Below are 2,100 nucleotides of genomic sequence, written 5' to 3'. Positions count from 1 at the left end.
CCCCCCCCCGGGGGCGGGGGGCCGACGTGCGCCACACCCGACGGTCCGCCCCGACCTCACCCCAACCTTTCGTCGCTGCTGCTCGTTGAGAGCAGTGACACGGCACGCAGATCGACGCAGGAGGACTTCATGGCCCGTTGGGAGCAGGTGCTGGACGAGATCGTCCGCACCCGTCGGAGAGCGCTCGTGGGGTACGCGTACCTCCTGTGCGGCGACCTGCGGGAGGCGGAGGACCTCGTCCAGGAAGGGCTCGTCCGAACGTTCCGGCGCGGGCGTGCCGCGACCGACTTCCAGCTCGCCGAGAGCTACGTCCGCAAGGCGATCCTCACGACCTATCTCGACGGGTTCCGACGCCAGCGGCACTGGGAAGGGATCCGGCACCTGTTCAGCGGCTCCGACGAGACCGAAGCGACCGGCCCCGGCACCCCGGCCGCCACGGACGCCCGCCTCGACGTGCAGAAGGCGCTGATGACGCTCGCTCCCCGCGAGCGCGCCTGCGTCGTCCTGCGCTACTACTCCGACCTCACGATCCGCCAGGTCGGCGAACAGCTCTCGCTCAGCGAGGGCACGGTCAAGCGGTACCTCAGCGACGCGAACAGCAAGCTTGCGGCCTCCCTCGGCCCGATCGACACCCCGTCAGACGACCTCGACGTCACTCCCCTGGGAGGAGCCCGATGAACGACAAGATCCCGCCGTCGACACCGCTTCACCTCGACGCCGCCCTCTCCGAGATCGCGACCGACGCGAGCCGTGCCGCCTCCGACGGGCTCACGGGCTCGGCCGAGGTGCGCCGCCTGGTCAAGCGCTCGCGCCGCCAGCGCGCGACCGCGTTCGGCTCCGCCGGCTTCGTCCTCCTGGGCGTCGCGGGCATCGGGCTCTCGGGCGTCCTCTCACCTGCCCCGGTCGAGATCCTGCCGGCCCCGCCGGTGCCGTCGCCGACCCCCGAGGCCGTCGAGCCTCTCGACGGTGCGTTCGCTCCCGCGTGCGGCGAGGACCTCTCGGACCTCCTCGCGACCACGACCCCCGTGGCGCTCGGGCCCGACACGTCCGACGGCACGGGTGAGACGCCCCTTCAGGTCACGAACACCGGCGACACCCCGCTCACCGTCGCGTCGGCGGGCCGCGTCGCGGTCTACCTGCTCGATGCCGAGGGCAAGGTCGCCTCGACCCACGTGCCCGACGACCCCGCGACCAACGAGGCACCGCAGCCGTTCGACCTCGCCCCCGGCGAGTCCGGTGGCCTCGGTCTCTCGGGCGTCGGGCCCTGCGGCGACGCGGCACTGCCGGCGGCCGGGACCTGGTCCGCGATCGGGTCGCTCGCCACCGAGACCACGCCCGCGGACGGGGTCGCAGCCGCGGGCACCGTCGTCGGCGGTCCGTGGACCGTGACGGTCGACGACCAGGGCAGGGTGACGAGCCTCGACGGCCGCACGGTCGCCGTCCCTCCCGCCCAGCCCGACACTCCCCCCGAGGTCCCTGAGACCCCGGAGCCGCCGACCTACCTGCCCGGTGCCTTCGACTCCGAGAAGGCGACCTTCCCCGCCCCTGTCGAGTGGGAAGACCTCCAGTGCGGCAGCCCCGCGCCGGCCGCCACGGGTGACGGGGCGCTCGCACGTCTCAAGGTCGCCGGACCGGTCCCGGTGATGAGCGGTTCGTCCGAGAAGTCGGTCACCGCGCGCCTGACGACGCACGCGCACGCCAGGCTCGACGTGGTCGACTGGTCCTTCCTCTACGAGTACGTGATCTCCCAGGACGGCGTGATCGTCTCGAGCCCCCTGATCGCCACCGACTCGTACGAGAACGCGGAGATGCAGCCCGGGTCGGTGCAGGACGGCCGGTTCACGTTGGCGGCCACCGCGTCGTGCGACCCGTACGGCACGAGCACGCCCCAGCCGCTGCCCCCCGGCACGTACCAGCTGCATGCGATCTATCCCTGGATGATCGACTCGTACGCGCTGCAGCAGACGGACGGGACGTGGGGACGCACCATCCAGCGGGAGGCGGGAGCGGAGGCGCTGTTCAAGGGCCGCCTCGTATCCGCCCCCGTCACGTTCACGGTGCAGTAGCCGCCCACGACTGCGCCGTCGCGGGGGGGGGGGG

Annotated in this window: 2 protein-coding genes; both read left to right on the top strand. The window is 72.8% G+C overall.

The features are described from left to right. The first annotated feature begins 129 nt into the window (after positions 1-129). Positions 130-678 (top strand): sigma-70 family RNA polymerase sigma factor, encoded by a 549-nt coding sequence (locus tag H9652_RS08385; protein ID WP_191795848.1) that lies wholly within the window; start codon positions 130-132, stop codon positions 676-678. Continuing rightward, the gene (locus H9652_RS08380) at positions 675-2,066 is read left to right on the top strand and encodes a hypothetical protein (RefSeq protein WP_191795847.1); all 1,392 of its coding nucleotides are present in this window, start codon (positions 675-677) and stop codon (positions 2,064-2,066) included. The genes H9652_RS08385 and H9652_RS08380 overlap by 4 nt, the downstream gene beginning before the upstream one ends. Positions 2,067-2,100: the final 34 nt, after the last annotated feature.

Source organism: Oerskovia rustica, assembly GCF_014836555.1.
Taxonomy (GTDB): domain Bacteria; phylum Actinomycetota; class Actinomycetes; order Actinomycetales; family Cellulomonadaceae; genus Oerskovia; species Oerskovia rustica.
This window is presented reverse-complemented; position numbering and strand designations above follow the sequence as displayed.